This window comes from Hymenobacter edaphi (genome assembly GCF_003258365.1).
GTDB lineage: Bacteria > Bacteroidota > Bacteroidia > Cytophagales > Hymenobacteraceae > Solirubrum > Solirubrum edaphi.
The window spans coordinates 133,671-157,135 of sequence record NZ_QHKM01000003.1 but is presented as its reverse complement, the minus strand read 5'-3'; the positions used below and the strand labels follow the sequence as shown (position 1 = coordinate 157,135).

At 65.7% G+C, this 23,465-nt stretch carries 24 protein-coding genes and 1 riboswitch; of the genes, 11 read left to right on the top strand and 13 right to left on the bottom strand.

All coding sequences use genetic code 11. The annotated features are described in order from the left end of the window. Window positions 1–8: 8 nt before the first annotated feature. Entirely contained in the window at window positions 9–806 is a 798-nt protein-coding gene (pyrH, locus tag DLM85_RS11035) for a UMP kinase (protein ID WP_111478178.1), read from the top strand. 112 nt (window positions 807–918) lie between these two features. After that, the gene (frr, locus tag DLM85_RS11030) at window positions 919–1,482 is read left to right on the top strand and encodes a ribosome recycling factor (protein WP_111478177.1); all 564 of its coding nucleotides are present in this window, start codon (window positions 919–921) and stop codon (window positions 1,480–1,482) included. Window positions 1,483–1,545: 63 nt separating this feature from the next. Here the strand turns inward: frr and nadD are convergent, their stop codons facing one another. The 7 genes from nadD to DLM85_RS10995 are packed head-to-tail and all read right to left on the bottom strand — an operon-like array spanning window position 1,546 to window position 6,878. Next, window positions 1,546–2,142, bottom strand: a complete 597-nt coding sequence (nadD, locus tag DLM85_RS11025; RefSeq protein ID WP_111478176.1) for a nicotinate (nicotinamide) nucleotide adenylyltransferase — start codon at window positions 2,140–2,142, stop codon at window positions 1,546–1,548. Beyond that, window positions 2,142–2,726, bottom strand: coding sequence for a guanylate kinase (gmk, locus tag DLM85_RS11020; RefSeq protein ID WP_111478175.1), 585 nt, complete (start codon window positions 2,724–2,726; stop codon window positions 2,142–2,144). The genes nadD and gmk overlap by 1 nt, the downstream gene beginning before the upstream one ends. 9 nt (window positions 2,727–2,735) lie before the next feature. Then, window positions 2,736–3,026 (bottom strand): hypothetical protein, encoded by a 291-nt coding sequence (locus tag DLM85_RS11015; protein WP_111478174.1) that lies wholly within the window; start codon window positions 3,024–3,026, stop codon window positions 2,736–2,738. Between the two features lie 39 nt (window positions 3,027–3,065). Continuing rightward, a complete protein-coding gene (locus DLM85_RS11010) occupies window positions 3,066–3,716 on the bottom strand; it encodes a sigma-70 family RNA polymerase sigma factor (RefSeq protein ID WP_111478173.1) in 651 nt (216 codons plus the stop codon). A 60-nt stretch (window positions 3,717–3,776) separates the two neighbouring features. After that, window positions 3,777–5,051 carry an O-antigen ligase family protein gene (locus tag DLM85_RS11005; protein ID WP_111478172.1) on the bottom strand — a complete coding sequence of 425 codons (1,275 nt, stop codon included), beginning with the start codon at window positions 5,049–5,051 and terminating at the stop codon, window positions 3,777–3,779. Between the two features lie 28 nt (window positions 5,052–5,079). Continuing rightward, window positions 5,080–6,111 carry a glycosyltransferase family 9 protein gene (locus DLM85_RS11000; RefSeq protein ID WP_111478171.1) on the bottom strand — a complete coding sequence of 344 codons (1,032 nt, stop codon included), beginning with the start codon at window positions 6,109–6,111 and terminating at the stop codon, window positions 5,080–5,082. Then, entirely contained in the window at window positions 6,108–6,878 is a 771-nt protein-coding gene (locus DLM85_RS10995) for a glycosyltransferase family 2 protein (RefSeq protein ID WP_111478170.1), read from the bottom strand. Before DLM85_RS10995 ends, DLM85_RS11000 begins: the two co-directional genes overlap by 4 nt. Before the next feature lie 117 nt (window positions 6,879–6,995). Between DLM85_RS10995 and DLM85_RS10990 the strand changes: the two genes are divergently transcribed. Further along, on the top strand, window positions 6,996–7,742 hold the full coding sequence (locus tag DLM85_RS10990; RefSeq protein WP_133257015.1) for a tetratricopeptide repeat protein: 747 nt from the start codon (window positions 6,996–6,998) through the stop codon (window positions 7,740–7,742). 371 nt (window positions 7,743–8,113) lie between these two features. Here the strand turns inward: DLM85_RS10990 and ahcY are convergent, their stop codons facing one another. Then, window positions 8,114–9,427 carry an adenosylhomocysteinase gene (gene ahcY, locus DLM85_RS10985; protein WP_207891013.1) on the bottom strand — a complete coding sequence of 438 codons (1,314 nt, stop codon included), beginning with the start codon at window positions 9,425–9,427 and terminating at the stop codon, window positions 8,114–8,116. A 121-nt stretch (window positions 9,428–9,548) separates the two neighbouring features. Next, window positions 9,549–10,313, bottom strand: a complete 765-nt coding sequence (locus tag DLM85_RS10980) for a DUF4397 domain-containing protein (RefSeq protein WP_111478167.1) — start codon at window positions 10,311–10,313, stop codon at window positions 9,549–9,551. 121 nt (window positions 10,314–10,434) lie between these two features. Between DLM85_RS10980 and DLM85_RS10975 the strand changes: the two genes are divergently transcribed. Then, the gene (locus DLM85_RS10975; RefSeq protein WP_111478166.1) at window positions 10,435–11,049 is read left to right on the top strand and encodes a hypothetical protein; all 615 of its coding nucleotides are present in this window, start codon (window positions 10,435–10,437) and stop codon (window positions 11,047–11,049) included. Between the two features lie 46 nt (window positions 11,050–11,095). Then, window positions 11,096–12,292 (top strand): class I SAM-dependent methyltransferase, encoded by a 1,197-nt coding sequence (locus tag DLM85_RS10970; RefSeq protein ID WP_111478165.1) that lies wholly within the window; start codon window positions 11,096–11,098, stop codon window positions 12,290–12,292. Between the two features lie 150 nt (window positions 12,293–12,442). On the opposite strand, the gene DLM85_RS10965 is transcribed toward DLM85_RS10970, so the two are convergent. Continuing rightward, window positions 12,443–13,042, bottom strand: a complete 600-nt coding sequence (locus DLM85_RS10965; protein ID WP_111478164.1) for a DNA-3-methyladenine glycosylase — start codon at window positions 13,040–13,042, stop codon at window positions 12,443–12,445. A gap of 140 nt (window positions 13,043–13,182) precedes the next feature. Beyond that, window positions 13,183–13,405: riboswitch (cobalamin riboswitch) on the top strand. Between the two features lie 164 nt (window positions 13,406–13,569). On the opposite strand from DLM85_RS10965, the gene DLM85_RS10960 reads away from it, so the two are divergent. Both DLM85_RS10960 and DLM85_RS10955 read left to right on the top strand, forming a co-directional pair. Beyond that, window positions 13,570–15,516 (top strand): TonB-dependent receptor, encoded by a 1,947-nt coding sequence (locus DLM85_RS10960; protein ID WP_207891012.1) that lies wholly within the window; start codon window positions 13,570–13,572, stop codon window positions 15,514–15,516. A gap of 27 nt (window positions 15,517–15,543) precedes the next feature. Next, window positions 15,544–16,620 carry a YncE family protein gene (locus DLM85_RS10955; protein WP_111478162.1) on the top strand — a complete coding sequence of 359 codons (1,077 nt, stop codon included), beginning with the start codon at window positions 15,544–15,546 and terminating at the stop codon, window positions 16,618–16,620. Window positions 16,621–16,709: 89 nt separating this feature from the next. On the opposite strand, the gene DLM85_RS10950 is transcribed toward DLM85_RS10955, so the two are convergent. Beyond that, on the bottom strand, window positions 16,710–16,982 hold the full coding sequence (locus DLM85_RS10950) for a hypothetical protein (RefSeq protein WP_111478161.1): 273 nt from the start codon (window positions 16,980–16,982) through the stop codon (window positions 16,710–16,712). A 225-nt stretch (window positions 16,983–17,207) separates the two neighbouring features. On the opposite strand from DLM85_RS10950, the gene DLM85_RS10945 reads away from it, so the two are divergent. Then, a complete protein-coding gene (locus tag DLM85_RS10945) occupies window positions 17,208–17,585 on the top strand; it encodes a magnesium transporter (protein WP_133257014.1) in 378 nt (125 codons plus the stop codon). 11 nt (window positions 17,586–17,596) lie between these two features. Further along, window positions 17,597–18,160 carry a helix-turn-helix domain-containing protein gene (locus DLM85_RS10940; RefSeq protein ID WP_111478159.1) on the top strand — a complete coding sequence of 188 codons (564 nt, stop codon included), beginning with the start codon at window positions 17,597–17,599 and terminating at the stop codon, window positions 18,158–18,160. An 11-nt stretch (window positions 18,161–18,171) separates the two neighbouring features. Here the strand turns inward: DLM85_RS10940 and DLM85_RS10935 are convergent, their stop codons facing one another. Then, window positions 18,172–18,498: a hypothetical protein gene (locus DLM85_RS10935; protein WP_111478158.1), complete on the bottom strand. Its 327-nt coding sequence runs from the start codon at window positions 18,496–18,498 to the stop codon at window positions 18,172–18,174. Between the two features lie 165 nt (window positions 18,499–18,663). On the opposite strand from DLM85_RS10935, the gene DLM85_RS10930 reads away from it, so the two are divergent. Then, window positions 18,664–20,142: a hypothetical protein gene (locus tag DLM85_RS10930; RefSeq protein WP_111478157.1), complete on the top strand. Its 1,479-nt coding sequence runs from the start codon at window positions 18,664–18,666 to the stop codon at window positions 20,140–20,142. Window positions 20,143–20,144: 2 nt separating this feature from the next. Here DLM85_RS10930 and DLM85_RS10925 read toward each other — a convergent pair whose 3' ends face one another. After that, the gene (locus DLM85_RS10925; protein ID WP_111478156.1) at window positions 20,145–20,678 is read right to left on the bottom strand and encodes a hypothetical protein; all 534 of its coding nucleotides are present in this window, start codon (window positions 20,676–20,678) and stop codon (window positions 20,145–20,147) included. Window positions 20,679–21,143: 465 nt separating this feature from the next. On the opposite strand from DLM85_RS10925, the gene DLM85_RS10920 reads away from it, so the two are divergent. Continuing rightward, window positions 21,144–23,456 (top strand): B12-binding domain-containing radical SAM protein, encoded by a 2,313-nt coding sequence (locus DLM85_RS10920; RefSeq protein WP_424321693.1) that lies wholly within the window; start codon window positions 21,144–21,146, stop codon window positions 23,454–23,456. Window positions 23,457–23,465 lie beyond the last annotated feature (9 nt).

Sequence of the window (23,465 nt, the reverse complement as noted above, 5' to 3'; positions counted from 1 at the left end):
CCAGACCGTTGAAATACAACCGAATCCTGCTGAAGCTAAGCGGCGAGGCCCTGATGGGCAAGCAGCAGTACGGCATCGATGCTGAGCGCCTGATGCAGTACGCCGAAGAAGTGCGCGCCGTGGCCGAGCTGGGCGTGCAAGTGGCCGTGGTCATCGGCGGGGGCAACATCTTCCGCGGCGTGCAGGCCGAAGCCTTCGGGCTCGACCGCGTGCAGGGCGACTACATGGGCATGCTGGCCACGGTCATCAATTCGATGGCCCTGCAGAGCGCCCTGGAAAAGCTGGGTACGCCCACGCGCCTGCTCTCGGGCCTCACCATTCAGCGCGTGTGCGAGCCGTACATCCGCCGCCGGGCCATGCGCCACCTCGAAAAAGGCCGCGTGGTCATCTTCGGCGCCGGCATCGGCTCCCCGTACTTCACCACCGACTCAGCTGCCTCGTTGCGCGCCATCGAAGTGGAGGCCGACGTGGTGCTGAAAGGCACCCGCGTCGACGGTATCTACACGGCCGACCCTGAGAAGGACCCCACGGCCACACGCTACCCGCAGATTACCTTCGACGAGGTGATGGAAAAGAACCTCAACGTGATGGACATGACGGCCTTCACGCTCTGCAAGGAAAATAATTTGCCCATCATCGTGTTCGACATGAACAAGGAAGGCAACCTGCAGAAGCTGCTCCGCGGCGAGGCCGTGGGTACGCTGGTGACGATGAACGGCACCGAACCCAACCTCGACCCCAAGCACAGCGGTTTGCAGCCCGACCTGCACCACTCCTCCCCCGCCTCCAGCGGGCAACAGGCTTAATTCAATTAAAAATTAAAAATGAAGAATTAAAAATGGGCCCCACGGCACTGCAAACGGGCCCCGCCTTCATTTTTAATTTTTAATTCTCAATTTTTAATTCACCCCTCTACACATGGACGAAGAAATTCAGCTGTACCTGAGCGACGCCGAAGAATCGATGGCGAAGGCGCTGCAGCACACCAACACGGAGCTGAGCCGCATCCGGGCCGGCAAGGCGACGCCCGCTATGCTGGACTCCCTGCGCGTCGACTACTACGGCACGCCCACGCCGGTGGCGCAGGTGGCCAACGTGTCGGCCCCCGACGCCCGCTCGCTGGTTATCCGCCCCTGGGAAAAGAACATGCTGGGCGAAATTTCCAAGGCCATCAAGAACAGCGACCTGGGCCTGAACCCCATTTCGGACGCCGACTCGATTCGCCTGAACCTGCCCCCGATGACCGAGGAGCGCCGCCGCGACCTGGTGAAGCAGGTGAAAAACGAAGCCGAAAACGGCAAAGTCCGCATTCGCGGCATCCGCAAGGACGTGAACGAGTCGTTGCGCAAGCTGCAGAAGGAAGGCGCTTCGGAAGACGCCGTGAAGGACGCCGAAACCAAGGTGCAGAAGTACACCGACAGCTACATCGTGAAGATTGACGACGCGATGAGCAAGAAGGAAGCTGAGATTATGACCATCTAAGCTTCCGGCTTAAGCTGACAAACAACGCGGCCCGGCTGATTCCTCAGCCGGGCCGCGTTGCGTTTACTTGGTCTGGTTGCCGCGCCAGTAACCTTGGGCTTCTATTTCACGCTCCACCGCTTCCGGCACGAGGTAGCGGATGGACTGCCCGGCGCGGATGCTGGTACGGATGAACGTAGCCGAAATATCCAGCAGCGGGGCTTCCACCACGCGTACTTTCGCGGGCAGCGGCTCCGGCAGCGCGTAGCCGGGCCGGGGGTACACGTACACCTCAAACTCGGTCAGCAGGCGGTCGGCCGACTTCCAGCGAGGCAGGCCCGGCAGATTGTCGCCGCCCATGAGTAGCACGAACTCGGTGCCGGGATACTGCCGCCGCAGCTCATCAAGCGTGTCGATGGTGTAGCTGGGCTTGGGCAGGCGGAATTCAATATCAAGGACGCGCAACCGCTCGTTACCGACAATGGCCAGCTGCACCAGCTGCAGGCGCGCCTGCTCGGGTAGCAGCTCCTCCCCTACCTTGAACGGGCTCTGCGGCGACACCACCAGCCACACCGCCTCCAGATCGGTGCGGGTAGCCAGGTGGTTGGCCAGAATCAGGTGGCCGACGTGGATGGGATTGAACGAGCCGAAGAGCAGGCCCACGCGGCGCGGGCTGCTCATCAGACGATGGCCGGCTCGGCGGTGATAAAGTCGCGCACCAGCTTTTCGGCCTGGAAGGTCGCCAGATCGAGGTCGTCGTTGACGATGACGGCGTCGAAGCGGTCCTCAAAGGTCAGTTCGAAGTTGGCCTTGTAAAGGCGGGCCGAAATGCTCGATGCCGAGTCGGTGGCGCGGGACTTCAGGCGCTGCTCCAGCACTTCCAGAGACGGCGGCTTCACGAAAATGCAAAGGGCACGCTCTTTGTAGAAGTCCTTGATGCTGAGGCCACCCTTCACGTCGATATCGAGGATGGCGTGCTTGCCGCCTTCCCAGATCCGCTCGATTTCCGATTTCAGCGTGCCGTAGTAGGAGCCTTCGTAGACTTCTTCCCACTCCACGAACTCGTCGTGGCGGATTTTCTCCTGGAACTCCTGAACGGTGATGAAATAGTAGTCCTTGCCGTTCTGCTCGGCCCGGCCGCGTCGGTCACGCGTGCAGGCCGAGATAGAAAAGCTCAGCTCCGGAATACGCTCCATGAGCCGGTGGACGATGGTGGTTTTGCCGGCCCCTGAAGGCGCCGAAAACGCGATGATTTTGCCCTGCATAGGGCAAAATTAGACCTTTTCGGCCTGTACGCGCGCCATAATGTTGGCAGAAAGACCAGCGGGTACGCCTTTGCGCCCTACGTACTGGTTCACGAAATCGATGAAAACCCGCTGCTTATCAAGGCTATCGAAGCAGGGCGAGCAGTCTTCCGCATGATGGACGAAGTACTCTTCGTCCTCGATGGTAGGCTCTTGGCCTACGATAATTTGGTCGAGGATGGTGTTCACACGCTCACAGTCGGCGCCGGCGGCAATGTGTGCGGCCGGACCTTGTTGGTTGGGTGTAGACTTCGGGGCCATAGCGGAGGAAGTAGGTCGGTGGAGGAGGGTTAAATGTACTTAGTCTTCGTCTTCATCGTACGCTGGGGCAACATCGTCTTCCTCAGAATCGTTGCCGTAACCCATTTTTTTTGCGTAGCGCTCCAGTTTGTCTTTCAAGAAATTACGGGCGCGGTGCAGGCGGGAACGAACCGTTCCGATGGGAATATCGAGCACCTTGGCCATTTCCTCGTAGGTGAAACCTTCCAGGTCGCAAAGGATAATGACGGTGCGAAAATCGACCGGCAACGAGTTCAGCGCGCTGGCTACTTCGTCGCCGATCAGGTCGCGGGTGGCTTGCTGCCGCAGGTCGGGCGAGCTGGCGCCCGTGTCGGCGTCGGCGTCCACGTCCTCGGTGTTGTAATAGCCCTCAATTTCGCTGTAGTCGACCTTGGCGGGCTGCTTGCTCTTTTTCCGAAAATCGTTGATGAACGAATTTTTCAGGATGCGAAACAGCCAGGCTTTGGCGTTGGTTCCGGGCTCGAAGTATTCGAAGAAGCGGTACGCCTTCAGGTACGTCTCCTGGACGAGGTCGTTGGCGTCGTCTTCGTCGAGGGTCAGGCGGAAGGCAAAGTTGTAGAGGGAATCCAGCACGGGCAGCAGCTCGGCTTGGAAACGACGGTCTTTCTCCTCCTTGCTCAGTTTGGGAACCCGTTCGGGAGTGTCGCTCATAGAGGTGGGTGGTTCAGGCAGGTGAGTATTGCCTCGGCTAAATGTAACGAAAGGTTGGGTTCAACGGGTTACACCAGTGGTCTGGCGCCGCCGCTCGGCCGCGACGACCAGAAAGCCATAGAGGAAGACGAACAGGTTGAAGCCTATCTGCATTTCCAGCAGCGAATCGGCCAGGGCCGCCGCCGCGAAAATGAGCAGGTAGTGTCTCACGTACGGATTTTGGCGCAGCCCGGGTTGCACCAGGGGCGTAATCAGTACCCAGAGCCACACCAGCAGGCCTACTGCGCCGGCTCCAACGAGGTAGTGCACGTACTGGTTGTGAACCATCACGCGGTTTTGCTGCGCCAGGCCGTAGGTCTGCCACGCAAACTGCTCGTCCATGGCTTGGCGCACGTCGGCCGGGGCCACGCCCAGCCAGGGGTGCTCGGTTATCAGTACCTGCGCGTTTTGCAGCGCCGCCAGCCGCCGGCCGATGGACAGCTGGTTGATGTCGCGGCCGGCGTTGTATTCCTGCAGGTCGTAGAGCGTGGCGCCGACGCGCTTCTGTACCGAAGGCAGACTGACGTAGGCCGTCACGGCCAGCCCGAGGCCCACCACCAGCAGCCCCAGCGCCAGCACGGGCCGACGAAACAGCAGCAGCACGCCCGAGACAAACAGCGCGGTGTAAAACGCCAGCAGCCCGGTGCGGTACACCAGCACGTGCAGGCTGATGGTGGCCGCGGCGGCGGCACCGAGCAGTAGCCCGCGGCCGAGGCGCCCGGCCCGCGGCTCCTGGCTCAGCGACACGGCCCAGAACGCCGAGAGGGCCAGCATCACGCCGAAGTAAATGTGGAAAATGCCGGTAACCGAGGGCACGTTCTGCCCGGTACCGATCAGCTCCTGCGCCCAGGCGGGGTCGGCGAGGTAGCGGCCCAACGTGGCCAGCCCCAGCAGCGCCGTGCTGCCCACAAAACCTGCGCCCAACCCAAAGCGCTGCCGCCCCGACAGGGGCACGGCCAGGGCAAATGCCAGCGGCACGCCGATGAGCGGCAGCTGCCGGTAAACCTCGTGGCGCCACACGGGCCAGTCGGCGGTGTACCACCAAGTGAGCGGAATGAGCAGGTACAGCGCGGCCGCGCGCTGAGCGGCGCCGTTGCGCAGCCACTGCGCCGCAGCCCGGCGCAGCTGCGGATTGAGCAGCGCCGCCACCACGGCCGCCACCGGCGCCAGCGCCACCAGGGCGCGGGCCGTGCACAGCAGGCCAACGATGCCGGCCACGCAGGCTATCAGCAACAGGTATTGGGAGAGGTAGCCGCGGCGGTACCACTGCGTTACCGGGTTCGGGTGAGCTTCCACGCGAAAAGACAAAAACAAGCGGCCAAAGCTACAACGCGGCCAGGGGCTGCCAAGTATCGATGCGGCTCAGCAGCTCGGCGGCGGCAATAGCTTTGATGCAGGTACAGGCGGTGGGCGCCTGGCGGCAATCCTGGCAGTCGGGCCGGTCGAGCACCACGTACCCGGCGTGCGGGCCCAACGGCGCCCAGCGGCCCGGGTGAATGGGCCGCATGGGCGGAAACACGCCCAGCGCGTGCCGCCCCAGCGCCGCCGCCAGGTGCAGCGGTCCGGTACCGGAAGCCACCAGCCCATCGGCGGCGGCAATGAACGCCATAAACTGCGGCAAGGACAGCTGCCCGGTGAGGTCGGTCAGGATGGGGGCGTGCGCGTGCAGCCACTCGCGCATGGAGTCGCCCTCGGCCTGGGTGCCGCTGACGAACACGCGGTGGCCGCGCTGGTACAGGGCGCGGGCCAGGGCGCCGTAGTGCTCCAGGCCCCACTCGCGGCCGTGCCCGCGGGAGCGGGGGTGCAGAATGATATTCAACTGCCCGGGCCGCTCGCGCGTCAGCAGCCCGGCGTGAGCGGGCGTGAGCGGTGTGGCAGCGACCAGGCGGCCGAGCGGCACCAGTTCGGCCAGGCTGGGCACGGCGGTGAGGCCGAGCGGGCGCAGCAGCTCCATATTGAGCTGGGCCTCGTGCAGGGGCGAGTTGCGGCGGCTCAGCGGCACCAGGCGGTTGCAGGTCAGCCAGTGAAACCAGCGGTTGCGCGTGCCGATGCGCAGCGGAATGCGCGCCTGCCGGCACAGCCGGGCCAGGCGGCGGCTGGGAAACACGTGCAGCACGGCCTCGGCGCCCACGGCGCGTAGCGCGGCTACCTGCTCGGCCACCGGCAGCTGCTGCAGGTCGTCGTCGCTGATGAATTCGTCGATGGCGGGGCAGGCGGCGGCCACGGCGCGGGTGTAGTCGCGGCCGAGCAAGACCACGCGGCAGCCGGGGTAGCGCTGCTTCAGCCAGCCGCAGACGGGCAAAGTCAGCACCAGGTCGCCGATGGCGTCGGTGCGGCTGACGAGGAAGGTGTTCATGCAGTGGCCGGCTTACGGGTGAGCACACGCAGCTTGGCGTACTTCAAAAACACGCCCCAGGCCGACAGCGCGGCAATGCTCAGGCCGGCAGAGCCGTCGAGCCAGCCGCCGCGCACAAGGTAGAGGTGCCAGAACTTCCACACCGGTTTCAACCACAGCTGCAGAGCACCGGCGCGCTTGCCGCGGGCGGCCAGCTCCTCGGCGCCGATGGTCGTGAACTTATTAAGCTGTTGCACGTGGCTTTCGATGGTGGGGTAAGAATAATGCAGCAAATCGGCCTGCAGCTGGCCCACCGTCCGGCCGGGCTGCACCTCGTACCGCTCGTGCAGCAGCTGACCCTGCCAGGCGCCGAGGCGCCGGTCGTAGAGGCGCAGCTTCCGGTCGGGGTACCAGCCGCCGTGGCGCACCCAGTGGCCGCAGTAGTTGGTGAGGCGCGGCAGGCTGTAGCCCGCGTGCTGCCAGCCGGCCAGTACCCGCCGGATTTCCCCGCGCAGGGCCTCGGTCAGCACTTCGTCGGCGTCGAGCTGGAGTACGTGGTTGTGGCGGGCCTGGGCGGTGGCGAAGTTCTTCTGCGCGACGTAGCCGGCGAAGGGATGCACCACGACGCGGGCGCCGTGCTCCTGGCAGATGGCCACGGTACGGTCGGTGGAGCCGGAGTCGACCACCACCACCTCGTCGGCCAGGCCGGCCAGGGCGCCCAGGCAACGGCCGATGTTGGCTTCCTCGTTGAAGGTGATGATGACGGCTGAGAGCGGGACTGCGGGCATAAGGGGCAAATATCGGCAGCCGCGGCCGTTGCTAATGTGCCGCGGGCTTTCCCATATTTACCCGTTCATCTTTTGCCCTATTTCGTGTTGTCAGGTCGTTATACTTTTTTAGCGCTGTTGCTGTGGTTGTTACCGCTGCTGACGCGCGGCCAGTCGCGTTATTACTTCCGCAATGCCGACGTGGCGTTGCCCCGACGAATCAACACCGTCGTTCTGACCAGCGTCGACTTCGATTCGACCCTGCTCAACACCGAGGTCAACCCCGGGCAGATTATCGGCCAGGTGACTGCGCAGCCGCTGGTACGCTCGGCGCGCTACGGGCTGGCCATCATCGATTCAGAACAGGCCTACGAAACCGGTGATTTTCCTCGCGCAGCCAAGCTGCTGGAAACGGCGGCCCTGCACGAGCCCGATAACCCGTTTATCACCTATCAGCTGGCCCGGGCCCTCTACAAAACAGACGCCACCAAGCCCCGCGCCTACACCCTTTACCAGCGCCTGATTACCCAGCTCGACGCGGCCGTGCCGGCTACTGACTCAGCGGTGGCCGTGGATGTGCATTTTGTGGAAGCCTACTGGAAGCTCGGTACCCTACACATGGACAATGAGCAGTGGCCCGAGGCCATTCTCAGTATTTCGCGTTTTCTGCTGGGGGCGCAGACGCTGGATTACCTCGATGCGACCATTCGCGAACAGGCGCTGGGCTACCTCACCGAGTGCTTCTTTGCAATCCACGATGCCGAAAAATGCCGCTACTTCGGCCAACGGGTGCTGAAGCTCAACCCCAAAAATCAATACGTGCGCCCCTATCTGGCGGCCCTGGCCAAGCCGGCACCCAAGCAGCCGGCGGGCCGCAAACGGTAGCACTGGATTTCACTCTTTCTGCCTCATCCAACCGGCCAGCACAGTTCATCAACAGGCCTGGACGGCGTCGGGGCTACCTCTGCTTTCAAGGCACGGTCCGTTCTGCTGAACCGGCGGCGTACGGGGCAACGCGGCTCCGTAGGCACAAAGGCCGGGGCCGCTCCACCACCTACTACCCGACTGTGACGTCCTGGGGCCCGCATAGTGCGGATGAGGACGTAACCGAGCCGGAACGGTAGCACGATTCTATAAATCCCGTTCTACGGCTCACCGCCGGCTGATGCCAGGGCGTGTCCTGGCATCAGCCGGCGGAATAAAGAAAGCCCCGCCGGATTGCTCCGGCGGGGCTTTCTCATCAGGCTTCGAACGGCCTAGTAGCGGTACAGGTCCGATTTAAACGGGCCTTCCACCGGTACTTTGATGTAGTCAGCCTGCTTGGGCGTCAGCTCGTCCAGCTCCACGCCGATTTTGGCGAGGTGCAGGCGGGCTACCATCTCGTCGAGGTGCTTGGGCAGGGTGTACACCTTGTTCTCGTACTGGTCGTGGTTCTGCCACAGCTCCAGCTGCGCCAGCGTCTGATTCGTAAACGAGTTGGACATCACGAACGAGGGGTGGCCGGTGGCGCAGCCCAGGTTCACCAGGCGGCCTTCGGCGAGGATAATCACCTCTTTGCCGTCGATGGTGTAGAGGTCCACCTGCGGCTTCACCGTGTCCTTGGTGTGGCCGTAGTTCTTGTTCAGCCAGGCCATGTCGATTTCGTCGTCGAAGTGGCCGATGTTGCAGACGATGGCCTTGTCCTTCAGCGCGCGAAAGTGCTCTTCGCGCACGATGTCGCAGTTGCCAGTGGTGGTGATGACGATGTCGGCCTCCTTGATGGCGTTGCTCATCTTCTTCACCGCGAAGCCGTCCATGGCGGCCTGCAGGGCGCAGATCGGGTCAATTTCCGTCACGATGACGCGGGCGCCGGCGCCCTGCAACGAGGCGGCGGTGCCTTTTCCTACGTCGCCGTAACCGGCTACCACGGCAATTTTGCCAGCCATCATCACGTCGGTAGCGCGGCGGATAGCGTCCACGGCCGACTCTTTGCAGCCGTACTTGTTGTCAAACTTCGACTTGGTAACCGAGTCGTTGATGTTGATGGCGGGCAGGGGCAGCTTGCCGGCTTTCATGCGCTCCACGAGGCGCAGCACGCCGGTGGTCGTTTCTTCCGAGATGCCGCGGATGCCGCTCACCAGCTCGGGGAAGCGGTCCAGCACCATGTTGGTCAGGTCACCGCCGTCGTCCAGGATCATGTTCAGCGGCTGGCGCTCCTCGCCGAAGTACAGCGTCTGCTCGATGCACCAGTTGAACTCCTCTTCGTTCATGCCCTTCCAGGCGTACACGGCCGTGCCGGCGGCGGCAATGGCCGCGGCGGCGTGGTCCTGCGTCGAGAAGATGTTGCACGACGACCAGGTCACCTCGGCGCCCAGGGCCTGCAGCGTCTCGATGAGCACCGCCGTTTGAATCGTCATGTGCAGACAGCCGGCAACGCGGGCACCTTGCAGGGGCTTGCTGGCGCCGTACTGCGCGCGCAGGGCCATCAGACCGGGCATTTCTGCTTCGGCCAAACGGATTTCCTTGCGGCCCCACTCGGCCAGCGAAATGTCTTTTACCTTATACGGTACGTAGGTCTTGGTCTCAACCATGGTCAGTCGTGGAAATGTCGCAATACAAGTACAAAGTTACCTGATTTGTTCGGCGTAAGCCAATATAACAAAAGCCCGGACGTGGGCCCGGGCTTTTGCATCTGGTCAGCGGCAGGTCTGCCTAGTTGTTTTGGATGATGACGGCCTGCGCGGCCTGGGCGGCCGGCACCCCGGACCCGGCAATGCCGCGCACCAGGATGGTGTAGATTTTCCCGGCTTCGTAGTTTTTGACGCCGGTGCCCGAGCCCGAGCCGTCGCCAACGGCCAGCACCGTCGTGCGCAGCGGCGTACCGGCGGCCGTCACGTTCAGGTTCAGCTGCCCGGCGTTGATGGCGAAGAAATTAGACGCCGCGCCGAAAGCAACGTCACCCGAAATGTCGGTGCCGGGGGTGCTGGGAACGGCCGAGGGCACGGTCAGCCGCACGGGCGTCGGCGCATTGACGGCCAGATGCACGATGCGCACTTTGGCCTGCCCCGAGGCCGGGGCCGCCAGGTCGTCGGTGACGGTGAGGATGGCAGGCGTGGCTCCTATCGTGGCCGAGGGCGAATACGCGAAGGACGAATAGTTCTGGTCCTTGGCAATGGTTAAGCCCTGCGAAACCAGCGCCGTGCTCCCGTTGTTGATGCGCAGCGTGGGCGTGCCGGTATTCACGTTCAGGTAGGTGCTGTTCTGCCCGTAGTTGAGCTGCCCGACCTGGCCGTCGTTGATGAAAGCCGTGACCTGCACGTTGGAGGCGGCCGCCGCGTGCACCAGCATTACTTTGCCCTGATCGGGCGTGGGCGTTACCGGGTCCGGGTCATCGTCGCCGCCGCAGCTGGAGAGGATGGTGGCGGGCACTGCGGCCAGAAGCAGGAGGTGACCAATGCGTTTCAGAGGGTGGTTCATGAAGGAAGGAATTAAGTGAACACCACATGCGTTGGGCGTGAAAACGTAACGTTCGTCGGTTTGGTTGGGCCGTTCGTCGGAAGTTGTACGGAACCGAGTCCCTGAATATTAACTTTGTAGCATGACGTCTACCGCCCTGCTGAAACCGCTGCGCCTGCGCGCCGCTGCTCTCTTCTTGCCCTTGCTGTTTGGCGCCGCGGCTCCGGCCCTGGCCCAGCAGACGCCGGTTGCACCGGGTACCAGCATCCGCCTGAGCCCCGAAGACCAGGACCGCGGCCTGAACGGCGTGCAAAAAAATTTCTGGTTTACCACCGGCGGCGGTGAGCAGTACAAGAACGCGGGCTTCTTCGGCCAGCGTCTGCGCCCTTACCTCGTCGACGAGCAGGCCATTGCCAGCCTCGACCGCTACCGTCGGCAGCGCTGGCTGCATCTGGCCGAGCGGGCCGTGTTTGTGGGCTCGGCTGGGCTGTACGCCCAGCAGGTGTTCAGCGCCGATAAGCCGCAGTACTTCAGCGGCCCGCAGAAAGCCGCCATCGGCGTGGCCGTGGTCAGCCTGATTGCCAATTCGTTTATCACGCGCCACACCAACGAGCATTTTATCCGCGCGGTGGAAGCCCAGAATGCGACTTCGCCGGCCGCGCGCCGTATGGGAATGGAGCGAGCCATGCCCGACCTGCTCGGCGTGACGGCCCCCACGGGCCGGCCGCAGCTGCTGGTGGGCTGGACGCTGCGCTAGTCCCACCCCTACCTTTGCGCCTTTCAGGCGCTATCTTACCGTTGTGATGGACGTTTCTCTGTCGGCGGCCGCCCGGCAATACGTAGCCGAGCACCTGCACGACGACCCCGCCAAGCTGGCCCTGCAGGCCCGCCGTTACCCCAATCTACCCGTACCCGAGCTGGTACGCCAGATTCAGGCCCGCCAGAAGGCCAAGACCAAGCTGCCCGCCTGGGCCGCCAACCCCGACCTGGTATTTCCGCCCGCGCTGTCGGTGGAGCAGGCTTCGTCGGCCCGCACGGCCACGTTCAAGGCCTCCCTGGTAAGCGGCACCCGCCTGGCCGACCTCACCGGCGGCTTCGGCGTCGATAGCAGCCACTTTGCCCGCAGCGTGCAGGAAGTGCACTATGTGGAGCGCAACGCGCAGCTGGTGGAAGTGGTGCGCCACAACCTCGAGGTGCTCGACGTGCCCAACGTGCACCTGCACGTGGGCGACGCCGCCGCGTGGCTGCGCGAGCAGCCCGATGGGCACTTCGATTGGCTGTACCTCGACCCGGCCCGCCGCGACACCGCCGACAAGAAGATTTTCCGCCTGGCCGACTGCGAGCCGGACGTGGTGCGCCTGCTGCCGCTGCTGCTGCGCAAGGCCGAGCGCGTGCTGCTCAAGACCTCGCCCATGCTCGACGTGGAACAGGCCATTCAGGAGCTGGGCCGCGTGCGCCGCCTCTGGGTGGTGGCCGTGGATAACGAGTGCAAGGAAGTGCTCTACGAGCTGGGCCAGGAGCCCGCCGTGGACCCGGAGCGCCTGACGGTAAACCTGTTGCGCGATGGGCGGGAACAAACCTTCCGCTCGAACCGCACCCGGGAGACGAAAGCCGTGCCACGCTATGCCGAACCGCAGGATTACATCTACGAACCCAACGTGGCGGTGCTCAAGGCCGGCAGCTTCAAGAGCATCGGCACCAGCTTCAGCCTATTGAAGCTGCACCAGCACAGCCACCTCTACACGTCCAACCAGCTGCGCGAGGACTTTCCCGGCCGCATCTTCCGCTGCCGGGCCGTGTGCCGCTACGACAAAAAGGAGCTGCTGAGTCACCTCGGGCCCGAGCAGCGTGCCCACGTCACCACCCGCAACTTCCCCGACTCGGTGGCCGATTTCCGCCACCGCACGGGCATCCGCGAGGGCGGCACCACCTACCTGATGGCCACCACCGACCTCACCGGCCGCCTGATCGTGCTGGTGTGTGACCGGCTGGCGCCGTAGCGGTGAGGTGGTGATATAGTGAGTTGTTGTTTGGGCAGCGTTAGCGCCGGCATCAATAACATGGCAACGGCTCCGGCGGCATTGGCTGCCGGGGCCGTTTGCGCATTCAAGCCCTTCGAACGTTAACGCACCAAGTCACTAATCACCAGCTCACTTCGCCGGGCTGGTCCAGGGGCTGCCTTTCAGACGGAAGCGCCACGGCAGGGCGGCGTCGGCGCCGGCGTAGTCGATACCGACGCGGGGGCTGGCGACGATGTCGGCGGCGGCCACGGGCTCCTGTCGGTCTTCGAGCCAGATGAGGTTGCCGGTGAGGTCGGTGCCGTAGTGCGGCACGCCGATGCCGAGGGCCTGGGTGAGCAGGCCGGGACCGGCGGTGAGGTTGCGGGCCGGTTGCGCCAGGCCGCGGCGCAGCTGCATTTCGGCCAGCCCTTCGGTGGGCTCCAGGCCGCGAATGAGCACGGCGTCGGCCTTGCCGGCCACGTTGGTGATGATGTTGAACAGGGCGTAGCGCCCGTAGATCAGGTACACGTAGGCTACGCCGCCGGCTTCGTACATCACCCGGGTGCGCTTGGTGAAGCGGCCGAGGTGGGAGTGGCAGGCCTGGTCGTCGAGGTGGGCGTAGGCTTCGGTTTCGACGATGCGGCCGCCGGTCAGCACGCCGTCGATGCAACTAAAGAGGTATTTGCCCACCAGGTCGCGGGCGAGGGCCACCACATCGGGCTGCCGGTAGTAGGCAAGCGGGAGTTTCATGCGCCTTGTACGGCCAAAATCCGCTCCGGCTGGCCGCAGCAGTTGCGGCACATATACCAACCTACTGACAAGCAACAAGAACCGATCGGCAACCGCCTACAAAATCCGTGGAATCCGCAAAATCCGTCGAATCCGTGGTTATCTTTGCCCCACGCATGGGTGGCCAGACCCCAATCGGGGGGCGCGGCTGAAAAGGGAATGCCGTGAAATTCGGCAGCTGTCCCCGCAACTGTAAGCTTCCATCATGCGCCGGGCCCACCTCGCCACTGTTCCGCTGATGCCGGTCGACCCGACCGGCGGAGGAATGGGAAGGCCGCCCGGCGCGAAGCAAGTCAGGAGACCTGCCCGTGCGCATCTTAGTGTTCGGCGCCTGCGGAGGACGGGCGGAGAATGAATCATTATTGGGCTGCGTCGTCGTCAGGCGGCGGGCCCGGCTTCCCTGATTCTGCCTCAGCCCGGTACGTAGCCCCCGCGGCCGCATGCCTGGTTCTGAACCGAATTTTTCGGCTACGAAAACTTTGGTTCGGTTGTACGCTCCCCGTTTCTGCGCCGCGCTCCATCGCGGCTGGCTGGCGCTGCTGCTCGGCAGCGGCCTCGCGCCGGCGTGGGCGCAGTCGGGCCGCCCCGCCGCCGATTCGGTTCGGCACGTGCTGCCGGCGGTGCAGGTGCAGGCCCTGCGGCCCGCGCGCTACGCCGCCGGCAGCCGCTTCACCTCCCTCGATTCGGCCGCGCTGGCCCCCTACCAGGGCGGCACGGTGGCCGATGCGCTGTCGGGCCGCACGCCGCTGTATCTGCGCACTTACGGACCCGGGCAGCTGGCTTCGCTGTCGATTCGGGGCACTTCGGCGCGGCACACGGCGGTGCTCTGGCACGGCTTCAACCTGAACTTTCCGACGCTGGGCGAGGCGGATTTTTCCCTGTTGCCGGTAGCTGGCCTGGGCCGCGTGGACGTGCAGCACGGCCCCGCGGCGGCGCTTTACGGTACTGGCGCGGTGGGCGGAGCAGTGGTGCTGGGCGCGGCCGCGGCGCCGGCGGGCACGCAGGTCAGCGCGGCGGCCGAGGCGGGCAGCTTCGGCGCCCGGGCCTTCAGCTTCAGCGGCAGCCAGCGCGACGCCCGCGTGGCCGTGCGCACCAGCTTTCTGGTGCGGCAGGCCGATAACGACTTCTATTACTACAGCCGGGAGCTGCGGGGCGAGGTGCGGCGGCGTCAGGAAAACGCGGCCCTCACCCAGAGCAGCCTGCAGCAGGACGTAACGGTGCAGGCCGGGCCGCGCGGTGAGGTGACGGCCGCGCTCTGGCTCACCGACGCCAACCGGCAGATTCAGCCCGCCATCGGCTCCAGCAACACCCACGCCCGCGAGCGGGACCAGAGCGCCCGCGCGGTGCTGGGCTACCGCCGGCGCGCCGCCCGCGGCGAAACCAGCGTGCGGGTCGCCTGGTTTGGCGACCTGATCGACTACCAGAACGACCAGCTCCGCACCAGCCACTCGCGCAGCAGCGTGCGGCAGGCCCAGCTGGAGCACACCTGGCAGTGGCGGCCCACCCTCAGCCTGCGCCTCGGGGCCGAAGCCCAGCACTTCGCAGCCCGCGTCGACGGCTACCGCCGCCCGGTGGCGGAGCAGCGCTACGCCGGCTTCGCGCTGCTGCGCTACGACCCTTCGGCCCGGCTGCGCCTCACGCTGAATGCGCGCCAGGCGGCGCTGCCCGGCCGCCGGCCGCCGCTGGCGCCCACGGCCGGCGCCGAGTGGCAGGCTTGGCGCACGGCCCGGCAGCAGCTGTGGTTGAAGGCCAGCGCCGCCCGCAGCTACCGCGCCCCCACCCTGAACGAGCGGTACTGGCGCCCCGGCGGCAACCCCGACCTGCTGCCCGAAACCAGCGTCGGCGGTGAGGCAGGGCTGCACTACGAGGCCCTGCCCGGCGCCCAGCTCAGCCTGCAGGCCGACCTGACGGCCTACCGCCTGCTGGTGGACAACTGGGTGCAGTGGCTGCCCGACGCCGGCGGCACCTGGACGCCGCAGAACCTGCGCGAGGTGCGCAGCCAGGGCCTCGAAGCCAGCTCTCAGGCCCAGTGGCGCCGTGGCGCCTATCAGCTGCGCGCCTCGGCCGGCTACGCCTTCACCCACAGCCAGAAACGCCGCGGTTACGCTCAGGACGCCGATCCGGTGGGCGTGCAGCTGGCGTACGTGCCGCGGCACACCGCCTCGCTCAGCACCGACCACGACTGGCGCGGCTGGCTGCTGACCACGGCCGCCACCTTCACCGACCAGCGCTTCACCACGGCCTCGGGCTCCGACTTTCTGCCCGCCTACGCCCTGCTGCACGGCAGCGTGGGGCGGCGCTGGCACTGCGGCCGCTGGCAGCTGACAGCCCTGCTGCAGGGCCACAACCTCGCCAACGCCCGCTACCAGAACTACGCCTTCCGGGCCATGCCGCCCCGGGCGGGCACGCTGAGCCTGCGCGCGGCCTGGCACTAACTCGTCACTCACCTTTCCATCATACCCATGTACTTCTCTCCCCTCGCCTCGCGCCTCCGGCCCCTGCTGATGCTGCCCCTGGCGGCCACGCTGCTGAGCAGCTGCGGCAAAGACGAAACCGAAAAAAAGACCCTCGACGCCAACGTGTACGTGCTGAACCAGGGCCAGTACGGCACCCCGAACGGCTCGGTGAGCGGCTACCGCCGCGAAACCAAAGAATCGGAAAAAGACCAGTTTGAGCGGGCCAACGGCCGCACCGTGGGCGACGTGGTGCAGTCGATGACGGTGGTGGGCAACAAGGGCTACGTGGTGGTGAACAACAGCGGCAAGGTGGAAGTGGTGGAGCTGCCCAAGTTCAACGCCGTGGCCACCATCGACGGCCGCTCGCAGCCGCGCTACCTGGCCGCAAACGGCAGCACGGGCTACCTGACCGAGTGGCAAGGATCGTTTTCGGGCTACCTGCCCGGCCGCGTGTCCATCATCGATCTGAACACCAATGCCGTCACCGGCACCGTGACGGTCGGCCGCAACCCGGAACGGGCGCTGGTGGCCGGCACCAAGCTGTTTGTGCCGAACTCCGACGAAAACACGGTCAGCGTCATCGACCTGACCTCCAAGCAGGTGGAATCGACGTTGACGGTGGCCGCGGGGCCAAAATCGTTGGTGCAGGACGCCGCCGGCAACGTGTGGGTGGCCTGTAACGGCATCACGCGCTACGGGCCGGCTCCGACTTACAGCGTCATCTCGAGTGAACCCGGCGCGCTGATCCGGTTCAGCGCCACGGCGCCGTACGCGGTGCAGACCACCCTGGCTTTCCCGGCCGGCGGGCCCTCCGAGTTGCAGCTGTCGTCCGACCGCGCGGCGCTTTACTACCGCTACGGTTCGGGTATTTACCGCCTGGCCACCACCGCCACGGCGCTGCCCGCCACGCCGGTGCTGCGCCGCAGCTTCAACGGCTTCGGCGTCGACCCGAGCAACAACGAGCTGTACCTGGCTACCGGCTCGTTCTCGGCCGATGGCCGCGCCGTGCGCTACAATACCAGCTACGCGCCCGTCGACTCGTTTACGGTGGGCATCGGGGCCAGCGCCGTCTCGTTCCGCTAAGGCTCGTTCGCAGCGACCTGCCCCACTACAGCAAACCGGCCCCGTCAGCTACGTGCTGGCGGGGCCGGTTTGTCGTTGGGCGGCGGGGCTTATTGGTCGGCTTTGCCGTCGTTGTCGCGGTCTTTCCGCTCGCGGGACTTATCGTAAAGGCGCTCTTGGGCGCTGACGGCGGTGTCGCGCTGGGCCCGCATGGTGTCGATGCCGCCGTTGGCGGTTTGCGCGCCGGGGTCGCGGGCTACTTTTTCGGTGCCGCGTTCCACGTTGGTGTCGCCCGATTCGGTGCCGGTGCTGCAGGCGCTGAGGCCGGCGGCCAGCAGCAGGGCCGCGCCCAGGGTGCGCAGCGGGTGGAGGAAGGTGTTCATGGAAGTTGAGGGAGTAAGTATGGTCGGCAGGCAATATACGCAGCGGCCGCAGCCGGCAAAATGCCGCTGCTAGCACAAACGCGGCCGCCGGGCTTTGGTTATGTGGCTGATTGCGGGGCCGCTAAGCAGGGCCGGCCGCCGGCTAGGCCGTCCGATGCGTCCCGGGCCGCAGCCGGCAGCCCCGCGCCGGTCCGGCCGAGCGGTTCTGCGGTCTATCTTTGCCGCATGGCTGCTCCCCGTCGTCGCGCTGCTGCGCCCCGAAATTCCTCCTGGCTGGCGCACCCGCTGGTGCGGCGGGCCGGTATTCTGCTGGCCGTCAGCTTCGGGCTGGCGCTGCTGCTGGTGGCCTACCTGTTCGGGTTCGACGGCTTTTTCGGCCGGCTGGTGGGGGCCACGTTCGTGTGGTTTGTGCTGCTGGGTGTCACTTTTCTGGCGGTGGTGCCGTTTGTCAACTGGGCGGCCGACAACTGGTTTGGCCGCAGCTGGGCCGAGCACCCCACGCCCCAGCCGGCGCGCAAGCCCCGGGCTGCCAATACGCCCAAAACGCCGGCGGGCCCCAAACCAACCCGTTACGCCCCCCGCTCGTCCGCCAACTCCGACTAGCCCCCCGTGCCATGACCACCGAGCTGCACATCAAAAACATGGTTTGCCCGCGCTGCATCAGCACCGTGCAGCAGATCCTGACCGAGGCCGGCCTGCAGCCCACGGAAGTGACACTGGGCCACGCCGTGCTCAGCCCTGCCACCCCGGCCGACCCCGCCCTGCTGCGCCCGCGGCTGGAAGCCGCCGGCTTCGCGCTGCTGCAGAGCCGCGACGAGCAGTTGGTGGAGCAGGTGAAAGTGGCCCTGGCCGCCTATTTGGAGCACCTGCGCTCGGCCCGCGCCCCCCTGACCACGTCGGCGTTTCTGGAAGAGCAGTTTCAGGCTTCGTACGCCCACCTGAGCAAGCTGTTTTCGCGGGTGGTGGGGCTCACGCTGGAGAAGTACCTGATTCGTCTGAAGATTGAGCGGGTGAAAGAGCTGCTCAGCTACGGGCAGCTCACCCTGGCCGAAATTGCCGACGAGCTGCGCTACAGCTCGTCCCAGCACCTGAGCACGCAGTTTCGGCAGGTGACGGGCCAGACGGTGACCGAGTACAAGACCAACCCGCAGCGTACCTCGCTCGACCAGCTGGCCTAGCGCCCGGCGCGCTACTCCGCGTCGTGCATGTAGCAGAAGCTGCTCCGGTCGATGGCCAGCTCCTGGCACCCTTCGTGGGCGCAGCGCAGGGCCGGCGGGCCTGGCCGGGGCGCGGGCACGTAAGTATCCAGGTAGCCGGTTTCCAGGCGGATGCGGTTAATCGTGCGGATGATGTTGCGCAGCGACTCGGCCCCGGCAATCAGGCGCGGACCGGCGCTGGTGGGGTGAAACTGGTGGCCGTAGATGCGGCGGAGCGCCTGCTCGATTTCCTGCTCCGAAGGCCGTAGCTGGGTGCGGTACGCCGCCTGAATCTGCTGATAGAAAGGATTCGTGCTCATACAGGAATGCGGCAGCGGGGCCTACGCGGGTGTTTACGCTTAACACCCAAACCACGCCTCGGGTGCGGCCGGGCCCGCCAAATATCGTACGGCCCGGCCCCTAATCCTGCACCAACCCCTGGGCCGGTATTGGGGTATGTAGGCTAGCACTGACTGCTGCCTCCGATGAAACGACTTCTGCCCCTCCTGGCGCTGTGGCTGCCCCTGGCTGCTGCCGCCCAACACCAGCACAACCCGCCCGCGCAGCCCGCCCGTCCGGCGCCCGCCGATACCACCCACCAGGGCCACGCCATGCCGGGCATGAATCACACCGACCACGGCCAGCCGCCCGCCCCCGACCACACTCAGCACGCCGGCCACCCGATGCCGGGCATGGCGGCCGACTCCACGATGCAGCACGGCGCGCACGGTGCGATGGAAGGCATGTCGCACGCCTACTCGCGCCAGCTGCCCATGGCGCGCAACGGCTCGGGCACGGCCTGGCAGCCCGACGCCACGCCGATGTACATGTGGATGAGCCACCACGGCAAGTGGATGGTGATGAACCACGGCGCCGTCTTCGGGCGCTACACCAACCAGAACCTTGGCCGCTCGGGCGCCCAGCGCGGCGGCCGCACCTTCGACGCGCCCAACTGGCTGATGACCATGGCCCAGCGCAACGTCGGCGCAAAAGGCCTGCTGAACCTGACGGCCATGATTTCGCTGGACCCCATCACCGAGGGCGGCAACGGCTACCCCTTGCTGTTTCAGAGCGGCGAGGCGTACCGTGGCCGGCCGCTGGTGGACCGCCAGCACCCGCACGATTTGTTTTCGGCCCTGAGCATCGGCTACACTCACGCCTTTTCGCCGGACGTGGATTTGACGCTGTACCTGGGCTACCCCGGCGAGCCGGCCGTGGGCCCCACGGCCTTTATGCACCGCATTTCGGCCATGCCCAACCCCGACGCGCCCCTCTCCCACCACTGGGTTGATGCCACGCACATCAGCTTCGGGGTGGCCACCGTGGGGCTGCGCTACCGGCAGTTCAAGCTGGAAGGTTCCAACTTCACCGGCCGGGAGCCCGACGAGCACCGCTACAACTTCGACCGGCCCCGCGCCGACTCCTGGGCTGCCCGCCTGCAGTGGGCCCCCACCCGGGAGCTGGTGCTCGAAGCCGGGCAGGCCTACATCAAAAGCCCCGAGGAGCTGCACCCCGACGACAACGTGACGCGCACCACTGCCGCCGTGCTGCACAGCCGCCAGTGGGCCGATTACCGCTTCGTGGCGTCGTCGCTGATCTGGGGGCTGAACAGCTCGGACCACGGCCGGGAGCACGCCGTGCTGGCCGAAACCAACCTCACCCTGGGCCGCCCCACCCTGTACGGCCGCTACGAGTTCGTGCAGAAAGACCCCGACGAGCTGCAGGTGCCACACCTGCACGAGGGCGCCAGCGCGTTCAACATCCACGCCCTCACCGTGGGCAGCAGCTACCGCCTCACCCAGCTCGGCCGGAAAGGCCCCGAGCTGCACCTGGGCGCGCAGGGCTCGGTGTACCGGCCGGATGCCGAATTGCGCGGCTACTACGGCAAGACGCCGGTTTCGGCCGAAGTGTATTTGCGGCTGAATGCCCCGCTGATGCGCATGGGCGGCGGCATGAAGATGTAGGCTCAGCCGGGTTGCGCCGGGCCTTCGTCGTCGTGGTCTAGCCGGCCGAGGTTGCCCGAAATCTGCGGCGGCACGTCGAAGGTTACCGGAATACCGTGCGGGGCGCCCAGCAGGTTGGTGCCCTGGCGAAAGTTGTTGCCTTCCAGCTGCACGTCGGCCTCGTACCAGCAGTCGAAGAAGTTGACGAAGCCGTGAAACGTATTGCCGAGCAGCCGCACCGGATACCCGGGCTTGTTGTGGCCGCCCGCCTGAAAATCCAGGTAGCCGTCGAAGGTGCAGCCCTGCATCGTCAGGCCCTGCAGGAAGTAGGCAAAGACAAATGCTGCCCTGGCGAAATGCGTTTGTCGCAGCACCACGGGCTGCTGAAACGAGTACCCACCCGAGCCGCGCATATCCTCCACCCAGCAGTGCTCCATCGTCAGGGCGGCCAGATCGAGCGGGCCGGCTATGCGGTAGCCGCGCAGCGCCTCGCCGGCCCGCAGCTTCTGTAGTGCGGCTTCGGCCGTGATGGACAGCAGGTTGCTGGCAGCAGGCATATTCAGTGCTGGTATGGGCCCGCCAAGTTACCGGCCGGATTGTTGGCCGCAGCTATTGCCTGGTCGTTGGCCGCGGGTAAGCCGCAGTCCGTTTCCGGCGCCCAGTAGTCCGCTACCGATGGCCAGTAGTCGGTTTCCGGCGGCCCGCAGTTCGTTGCAGGTGCTCCGCAGTTGGCTGATACCGGCCAGCAGAGCGTTTTCGGCGTCCAGTAGTTTATTTCGGTCGGCCAGTAGTCCGCTGAACCGGCCAGTAGTGCGCTGAACACGGCAGGAGTCCGTTGTGCGTGCCCAGTAGTCCATGCTGCGCGGGTAGTCGATTCTTTCGCACCTGCAGCCCCGGTAACTGCTGCCGCTCCCAGGTTGTCATTGCACCGTCTACAAAATCCGTGGCATCCGAAAAAATCCGCGAGAATCCGTGGTCTACCTTTGTGGGCACCTTTGCCGCCGCGTGGCGGTTGTTGCCCCGTGCCGACGACTTCTACCCTGCCCCTGCGCATCCTGCTCATCACCCCGCCGCTCACGCAGCTGAACACCCCGTACCCGGCCACGGCCTACCTCACGGGCTTCCTGCGCGGGCGCGGCTACCACGCCGCCCAGGCCGATATCGGTATTGAGTTGGTGCTGCGGCTGTTTTCGGCCGCGGGCCTGCGCCGGGTGTTCGACGCCATCGAAGCCGGGCCGTACGAGCTGACAGACAACGCCCGCCGCATGCTGCGCCTGCGCCACCGCTACGAGGCCACGGTGGAGCCGGTCATCCGGTTTCTGCAGAACAAGGACCTGACGCTGGCTTCGCGCATCTGCCACGGCCGCTTCCTGCCCGAAGCCGCCCGCTTCGACAACGTGGCCGACCTGGAATCGGCCTTCGGCACCATGGGCCTCACCGACCAGGCCCGGCACCTGGCCACGCTCTACCTCGAAGACTTGGCCGACCTGCTCAAAGAAACCGTCGGCCCGCAGTTCGGCTTCTCGCGCTACGCCGAGCACCTGGGCCTCACCGCCACCAGCTTCGACGAGCTGCACCAGGCCTTGCAGACGCCGCCCAACCTGGTGGACGAGTTTATGCTGGAGTGCTTTGCCGAGGTGCTGGACCGCGAGCAGCCCGACGTCATCGGCTTCACCGTGCCCTTCCCCGGCAACCTTTACGGGGCCCTGCGGCTGGCGCAGTTTGCCAAGCAGCAGCGCCCCGCAATCCGCACCCTGATGGGCGGCGGCTACCCCAACACCGAGCTGCGCGGCCTCAAGGAGCCCCGCTTTTTCGACTACATCGACTTTCTCACCCTCGACGACGGCGAAGGCCCCTGGCTGCGGCTGCTGGAGGCTTTTTCGGGTTGTCAGTTGTCGGTTGCGAGTTGTCAGGCCGAAAGCAAACAGCTGGCAGCTTTTGCCACGTCTGCCCTGGCAACTGACAACTCGCAACTGGCAACTCAATTTCAGCGCACTTTCCTGCGCAACCCCGCCACCGGGCGGGTGGAGTACCACAACCAAGCCACCACAGCCGATATTCCGCACACTGAAGTGGGCACGCCGGACTACGACGGGCTGCCGATTCAGGACTACCTCTCGGTGATTGAGGTGCTGAACCCCATGCACCGCCTCTGGAGCGACGGGCGCTGGAACAAGCTCACCGTGGCCCACGGCTGCTACTGGAAGCGCTGCTCGTTCTGCGACGTGACCCTGGACTATATCCGCCGCTACGAAACCGCGCCGAGCACGCTCCTGGTGGACCGCATCGAGCAGATTGTGCGGCAGACCGGGCAGACGGGCTTTCATTTCGTGGACGAGGCCGCCCCGCCCCTGGCCCTGCGCGACCTGGCCATCGAGCTGCTGCGCCGCCGCGTGAGCATCACCTGGTGGGGCAATATCCGCTTCGAGAAAACCTTCACGCCCGACCTCTGCCGCCTGCTGGCCGCCGCGGGCTGCATTGCCGTGTCGGGCGGGCTGGAAGTGGCCTCCGACCGGCTGCTGGCCCTGATGGAAAAGGGCGTCACCATTGCCCAGGTGGCCCGCGTAACCGAGGGCTTCACCCAGGCCGGCATCATGGTGCACGCCTACCTGATGTACGGCTTCCCCACCGAAACCGCCCAGGAAACGGTAGATTCGCTGGAAGTGGTGCGGCAGCTGTTCCAGGCCGGCATCGTACAGTCGGGCTACTGGCACCGCTTCGCCATGACGGCCCACTCGCCCGTGGGCCAGAACCCGGCGAAGTACAAAGTGCAGCAGATCGGTCCCGAGCCCGGCGACTTTGCCTGGAACGACCTCTGGCACGACGACCCCACCGGCGCCGACCACGAGCAGTTCGGCCCCGGCCTGGCCAAGGCGCTCTACAACTACATGCACGGCGTGGCCCTGCACGAGCCGCTGCAGTTCTGGTTCGACGAGCTGCGGGTACCCCGTACCACCGTGCCGCGCCAGCTCATCGAATCGGCCCTGACGGAGCCCGGCAAGCCCGACTTGGCCAAGCAGAACATGCGCCTGTTCTGGCTGGGCAACGCGCCCGAGCTGCGCCTGGAAACCAGGCACAAGAAGGGCCGCCCCACCGAGCAGGCCGTGCTGACGTTTTACGAGCAGGCCGAGGACTTCGAGCTGAAAACCACGCCCGTCATCGGCCGCTGGCTGGCGGACCTGCTCACCCGCCTGGCCACCGACTACGACGCCAAGCTGCTGCTGAAGGAAGCCGCCGCCTCGTTCCCGGCTGCCGAGGCAGGGCTGGGCTTCGAGTCGTTTCTGGCGGCGCCGGCCTGGCGGCTGCTGCGCGAGAAGGGCCTGCTGCTGGTATAAGGCCGCGGC